This window comes from Mesorhizobium sp. M7A.F.Ca.ET.027.03.2.1 (assembly GCF_003999175.1).
GTDB lineage: Bacteria > Pseudomonadota > Alphaproteobacteria > Rhizobiales > Rhizobiaceae > Mesorhizobium.
Window position 1 is genome coordinate 1 of sequence record NZ_RZOM01000335.1, and the last position, 5,607, is coordinate 5,607.

Here is a 5,607-nt window from a genome sequence, read left to right on the forward strand (position 1 = left end):
GCCATACGCGGGTCTCCTCCCTCATTGCCTTCTCAGTCGCGGTCATGGTCGGCAGCGAACCCGTTGCCGGAGCCGATCGGGTGACGGGTTTCCTCGATCGGATCGATCCGGAAAAGCGTGAAAATTGAGTCTTTCCAACTTGTATATGCATGTATGTATTTTAGCCTTGACATCCGCTCCCGCTGACGCTGAAATATCCTCGCACTTCACCATGAAGTGGCAGGTAAGACGCCGAGGCACAGTGCCGCAAGAGCAGAAACCCGCAGTCTCACCAGACCGGCTGCCTGGGTTAGAAAAAGCGGTCTGATCATCAAGGGGAACAAAGATGATGCGTAACCTAACAGGACAATTTCGCGCGCTCGTGATGGCCGCCGCCATCGGGCTGGCCACCGCCCCGGCAGCCTACGCAGCCGACGCGGCCATTCCCACCACGCCCGAGGCAGGAGCGTTCAAGATCGGCATCGAGCCCTGGCTTGGCTATGGCCAATGGCATGTCGCCGAGGCCAAGGGCCTGTTCAAGACAAACGGGCTGAGCGACGTCCAGATCGTCAACTTCGCTGAGGACAAGGACATCAATGCAGCACTTGCAAGCGGCCAGCTCGACGCCGCCAACATCGCCACCCACACGGCGATGGGCATGGTCGCGGCCGGCCTTCCGGTGAAGATCGTGCTGCTGCTCGACGTCTCCATGACCGCCGACGCCATCATCGCCGGCAAGGACGTCACCTCCATCGCGGACCTCAAGGGCAAGCAGGTGGCCTTCGAGGAAGGCACGACGAGCGACATCCTGCTCAAATACGCGCTCGCCAGGAACGGCATGTCGATCGACGATGTGAAGCCGGTTCCGATGCCGGCGTCCGACGCCGGCAGCGCCTTGATCGCCGGCCAGGTGCCGGTCGCGGTGACCTATGAACCGTACCTCACCGTCGCCATGGCGCAGAACAAGGACCTCAAGCTGCTGTTCACCGCCGGCGAGGATCCCGGCCTGATCAGCGACGTGCTGGTGGTGCGTGACGAGGTGATCAAGTCGCGGCCCGGCCAGGTGCTGGCCATGATCAAGAGCTGGGACGCGGCGCTCAAGGACTACAATGCCGACACGCCCGGTGGACGCGCCATCATCGCCAAGGCCGTCGGTTCGGACGTCAAGGACCTCAACACCGCCTTTGACGGCGTACGCTACTACTCACTCGCCGAAAACAAGACGGCGCTGACAGGCGACTTCACCACCAAGACCTTCGCCGATGTCGAAGCCGCCGCCAAGAACGCCAAGCTGCTGCAGGCCGATGTGACGCCGGAGCAGATGATCGACCCGGCCTTCGTCAAGGCAGCGGAATGACCAAGGCCGGATCGCGGTGGTGACACAGATGCCCCGGGAGCGACCGGCGGCAGGACCGGTCGCGAAACCGGCGAGGCGCCGCCGATCCTCCGGGATCGGCGTGCCCATCGCCAGGTCGCGCTTCCTGATCATCGCGGTGGCCGTGTTCGTCGGGCTCGGCCTTGCCTGGTGGGCGGCGACCGGACTGGGGTTGGTAAAGCCGATCTTCCTGCCGTCGCCGGGCAGCGTAGCTATGCAGATCGCCAAGCTCGCGACCGACGGCACGTTGTGGCTGGACCTCAAAGCCTCGATGTATCGTATCTCCATCGGCTTCCTCATCGCCTCGGCACTGTCGATACCGATCGGCGTGCTGATCGGCAGTTTCCGGTCCTGGGAAGCGGCCATCGAGCCGCTGGTTGATTTCATCCGCTACATGCCGGTCGTAGCCTTCGTGCCGCTCTCCATCCTGTGGGCGGGCACCGGCGATTCGCAGAAGTTCCTGATCATCTTCATCGGCACCTTCTTCCAGCAGGTGCTGATGATCATGGACAATGTGAAACGGGTTCCAGCCGATTTCATTGGCCTTGGGCGTACACTCGGCTTGCCGGATCGCAAGATCCTGACGCGCATCGTCGTTCCCAGCGCCTTGCCGGGCATCTGGGATACGCTGCGCATCAGCCTGGGCTGGGCATGGACCTGGCTGGTGCTGGCCGAACTTGTCGCCGCGACTTCGGGGCTCGGCTATCGCATCACCGTGTCGCAGCGGTATTTCCAGACCAACACGATCATCGGCTACATCCTGCTGCTTGGCCTGCTCGGCCTCATCACCGACCAGGTGATGAAGGCGCTGGAAAAGGTGCTGTTCAAGCAAGAGGGCCGCTCGCAATGAGGTCCAGCCGATGAGCCCCCCCAAATTGCGGATCGCCGGCCTCCACAAGAGCTTCGGCACCGGCGAGCGGCGCACGGAAGTGCTGCGCGACATCAATCTCGATCTTGCCGACAACGAGTTTGTCTCCCTGGTCGGCACGTCGGGCTGCGGCAAGAGCACGCTGCTGTCGATCGTGGCCGGACTGCAGGACTTCGACGCCGGCGATCTCAGCATCGATGGCGCGCCGATCCTGCAGCCGGGTCTCGACCGTGGCGTCGTCTTCCAGTCTTACACGCTGCTTCCCTGGCTGACGGCGCGGCAGAACATCGAATTTGCCCTCAAGGCCGCCGGTTACGATCGCCCGACCTGCCGCAGGATCGCGCTGGAGCATCTCGAACTCGTCAAGCTGTCCGACAGCGCCGACCGCTATCCGGCCGAACTCTCGGGCGGCATGAAACAGCGCGTCGCCATTGCGCGCGCGCTTTCCTACCGGCCCAAGATGCTGTTGATGGACGAGCCCTTCGGCGCGCTCGATGCCTTGACCCGGCATCAGATGCAGGAACTGCTGACCCAGATCTGGGAGGAACACAGGTTGACCGTCCTGTTTGTCACTCATGATGTGGAGGAGGCCGTCTATCTGTCGGACCGCATCGTCGTCATGGGGATCGGCCCGGGACGCATCACGCAGACCTTCAACGTCGATATCGAGCGCCCGCGCCGCGAAGAGGTGATGGAAAGCCCTGCATTCATGGACCTGCAGCGCGGCGTGCACAAGGCCATCCGCGAAGGTTCAAAACGCCCCGAAATGGCGTAGGCGCCTGTGGTCATCAGTAGGCCCAATCACGTCGCTTTGCCGACCGCCGCATCCAACTCCAGCTCGCCTTCGGAAATATCGTCGAACGAGGCGTAGTTCATGTTGTAGAGGCGGGCGTAGAGGCCTTTTCGGCCCATCAATTGGTCGTGGTTGCCGCTTTCGACGATCTCGCCGTTCTGCAGTACGATGATGCGGTCGGCGCCGCGGATGGTGGCAAGACGGTGGGCGATGACCAGCCCGGTGCGGCCTTCCAGCAGCGTGATCAGCGCCTTCTGGATCAGCATTTCGGTGTAGGAATCGATGCTGGCCGTGGCTTCGTCGAGCACCAGGATCTTGGCGTCGGCCACCAGTGCACGCGCAAAGCTGATCAGCTGGCGCTGGCCCAGCGAGAGATTGCCGCCGCGCTGCTCGAGTTCGGTATCGTAGCCATCTGGCAGGTTCTCGATGAAATCGTGCGCGCCGACGGCTTGTGCGGCGCGCACCACCTCCTCGCGGCTGGCTGATGTCTTGTGGTAGCGGATGTTTTCCAGCACCGAGCCGGAGAACAGGAACGGCTCCTGCAGCACCATCGCCACCTGATCGCCGAGCGAATCCTGGGTCAGGTCACGCACATCATGGCCGCCGACCAGAACCTCGCCCGACCAGACATCGTAAAAGCGGTGCACCAGCGCCATCGAGCTCGACTTGCCCGACCCGGTCGGGCCGACCAGGGCCACGGTCTCGCCCGGATTGACGCGAAACGAGATGTTCTTCAGCACCGGCTGGTTCGGCCTATAGCCGAAGGTGACGTTCCTGAACTCGACCGAGCCGTCCATGTCGCGCGACAGCGCGATAGCACCGTCCTTGTCGCTGACGTCGACCGGCACGTCGAGCACTTCGGAGATGCGCTGGCCCGAAGCCATGGCGCGCTGCATGACGCTGTATTGCATGGTCAGCGAGCGGATCGGGTCGAAGAAGCGCTGGATGTAGAACAGGAACGCCACCATGACGCCGATGTCGAGGCTGTGCGACAGCACCATCGAACCGCCGACGACGATGACGGTCGCCATGGCGATGCCGGTCAGCGTGTCGACGATCGGCACCATCACCTGCGCGTATTTCGCCGAGGTCAGATGGGCATTGAGATTGGCCAGCACCTTCTCGTCGTAGAGGTCGAAATTGACGTGCTGGCGCTCCAGGCTCTGCACCGTGCGCACGCCATGGATGCCTTCGGCCAGCGCGCCATTGGCGATCGAGTTGGTTTCGTGCGCGGCCATGAAGGCGACCTTGGCGCGCGGCAGCCAGAACAGGCGCACGATGAACAGCACCGGCATGGTCGACAGCGTCAGCAGGCCGAGCCGGAAATCCAGCCACAAAAGCACGCTGACGATGCCGAACAGCAGCACGATGTCGCCCACCGACATGACCGACGTTTCGAGGAATTCCTGCATCGAATTGACGTCGCCCTGCAGGCGCGACATCAGCCGCCCGACCTCGGTCTTGTCCATGAAGCTCAGCGAGACACGCTGCAGATGGCTGAACATGGCGCGGCGCAAATCGGAGAGCACGTTCTCGGCCACCTTGCCGACGACGCTTTCCTGCACATAGCTTGCGGCATAGTTGATCAGGATGATGACGGTGAAAGTGATGATCGCTGCGATCATCACCGATTGATCGAGCTTGCCTGCCGTCATGCCGTGGTCGATGGCGTAGCGGATGACCAGCGGGATCGCCAACTGCGTCAGCGTGAACACAAGCACCGCGGCGACCGAGATGAAGATCCGGCTCTGATACGGTTTCACGAAGCTCCAGATGCGCCTGACGATGCGCGGGTCGTAGGCTTTGCCGAAAACCTCTTCGTCGTCGCGGTGCGAGCCTACGACCGCCTTCGTCGGCCGGCCGTTGGTGTCTTCCTTGTCGTCGTCGCTCTGTGTCGACATCACGCGGCTCCCATGGCCGCAGGCCGGTCGTCTTCCGGCCGCAGCTGCAGGTCGTACAGCGCGCGATAGCGTCCACCCAGCGCCAGCAATTCCTCATGCGTGCCGCGCTCGACGATCCGGCCGCCTTCGACGAACAGGATCTGGTCGGCATGCATCAGGGAGCTCAGCCGGTGCGAGATGATGAGTGTGACGCGGTCCCTGGCGAAGCGCTTCATCGCCGCCCGGATGCGCTGTTCGGTACCGGCATCTATTGCCGCGGTCGAATCGTCGAAGACCAGCACCGATGGCCGCAGCATCAGGCTCCGCGCAATGGTCAGGCGCTGCCGCTGGCCACCGGAAAGCGACGCGCCGCGCTCGCCGACAACCGTGGTGTAACCGGCCGGGAGGCCCATGATGTAATTGTGCAGCTGGGCGTACTCGGCTGCCTGCCCGATGCGAGTCTCGCGCGCCCAGGGATTGCCATAGGCGATGTTGTTCTCGATCGAGGTGGTGAACAGGAACGCATCCTGCTGCACGACGCCGACGGCCTTGCGCAGCGATTTCAGCGTCACCTCACGAATGTCCTGGCCGTCGATGGTGATCGAACCCGAAGTGACGTCGTAGAAACGCGGGATCAGATGCGCGATGGTCGACTTGCCGCTGCCCGGTGGGCCGACAATGCCGATGGTCTCGCCAGACCGGGCCTCGAAGG

Annotated in this window: 5 protein-coding genes; 3 read left to right on the forward strand and 2 right to left on the reverse strand. The window is 63.0% G+C overall.

Translation table 11 applies throughout. From position 1 onward, the window contains the following. Positions 1-328 precede the first annotated feature (328 nt). From EN750_RS16270 to EN750_RS16280, 3 genes are read left to right on the forward strand one after another with little or no spacing between them, the layout of a single operon-like run. Entirely contained in the window at positions 329-1,336 is a 1,008-nt protein-coding gene (locus EN750_RS16270; protein ID WP_127322338.1) for an ABC transporter substrate-binding protein, read from the forward strand. Positions 1,337-1,364: 28 nt separating this feature from the next. Beyond that, on the forward strand, positions 1,365-2,204 hold the full coding sequence (locus EN750_RS16275) for an ABC transporter permease (RefSeq protein ID WP_127397016.1): 840 nt from the start codon (positions 1,365-1,367) through the stop codon (positions 2,202-2,204). Between the two features lie 10 nt (positions 2,205-2,214). Beyond that, positions 2,215-2,997 carry an ABC transporter ATP-binding protein gene (locus EN750_RS16280; protein ID WP_127269920.1) on the forward strand — a complete coding sequence of 261 codons (783 nt, stop codon included), beginning with the start codon at positions 2,215-2,217 and terminating at the stop codon, positions 2,995-2,997. 26 nt (positions 2,998-3,023) lie between these two features. Here the strand turns inward: EN750_RS16280 and EN750_RS16285 are convergent, their stop codons facing one another. Continuing rightward, the gene (locus EN750_RS16285) at positions 3,024-4,916 is read right to left on the reverse strand and encodes an ABC transporter ATP-binding protein (protein WP_127397014.1); all 1,893 of its coding nucleotides are present in this window, start codon (positions 4,914-4,916) and stop codon (positions 3,024-3,026) included. Continuing rightward, positions 4,916-5,607: ATP-binding cassette domain-containing protein (locus tag EN750_RS16290; RefSeq protein ID WP_127397015.1), on the reverse strand; the 692-nt coding region annotated here is incomplete at its 5' end. The genes EN750_RS16290 and EN750_RS16285, both read right to left, overlap by 1 nt.

Bases quoted from the DNA above. Each gene is read 5' to 3' on its own strand.
- EN750_RS16280 (WP_127269920.1), top strand. From the start codon at position 2,215: ATGAGCCCCCCCAAATTGCGGATCGCCGGCCTCCACAAGAGCTTCGGC.
- EN750_RS16285 (WP_127397014.1), bottom strand. From the start codon at position 4,916: ATGTCGACACAGAGCGACGACGACAAGGAAGACACCAACGGCCGGCCG.
- EN750_RS16270 (WP_127322338.1), top strand. From the start codon at position 329: ATGCGTAACCTAACAGGACAATTTCGCGCGCTCGTGATGGCCGCCGCC.
- EN750_RS16275 (WP_127397016.1), top strand. From the start codon at position 1,365: ATGCCCCGGGAGCGACCGGCGGCAGGACCGGTCGCGAAACCGGCGAGG.